This window comes from Gluconobacter sp. P1D12_c (assembly GCF_018812105.1).
Classification (GTDB): Bacteria; Pseudomonadota; Alphaproteobacteria; order Acetobacterales; family Acetobacteraceae; genus Gluconobacter; species Gluconobacter oxydans_A.
In genome coordinates this window covers 1-565 of the sequence record NZ_JACSIQ010000215.1, presented here as the reverse complement: position 1 = coordinate 565, position 565 = coordinate 1, and the positions used below count along the sequence as shown (strand labels likewise).

The following is a 565-nucleotide window of genomic DNA, read 5'->3' as shown; positions in this document are numbered from 1 at the left end:
ATGGAGGATGGCCATCTTGAGTGGTTCTATAATGAGACACTCAATACGCGACTGATACAGAGGTACGGATCGTTTAAGGAGTTCAAGGGGTCTCTTAATGATGAGAGGCTTCGCATCGTTCGAGATCAGTCTGATGGATCTCTGAAGATGATGAAGAAGCGTGTCATCAATGATGCTGAGCTTTTCACGAAGCGTGATGAAGGCGAAGCCACGATAGGTGTCCCTAAATCATTGGATATGTTCGGGCCCGATATTGCTATGGCTCTCTGTGTTGAGCCTTCTCTTGATGGTCGTGTCATCGTTGGTGATGAAATAAAATTCGAGCAGATGGAGAATAAGATTGTTGGGCTGATGCTCCCGCATCATGCTTTCTATAACGTCTCTGAACCCTGTCTTATGGTCCAGAATTATACGCAGACGCCTGACACTGAACTCGGCAAAAAGGCTCTCGAACTCATTGAAGTTGTCTCTAAGCGACACCATCAGCAGGTTATCGAAAAACTCCAAAAAATTGGATGCGATGCTCTAACGGGGCGTAATCTGTTTGCGTTGCGTGGTTCGTGGG

General features: G+C 46.5%; 1 protein-coding gene. It reads left to right on the top strand.

What is annotated here, in order from left to right; genetic code table 11:
- The coding region (locus KP705_RS16410; RefSeq protein WP_215765022.1) for a hypothetical protein at nt 1-565 on the top strand (565 nt) is incomplete at both ends.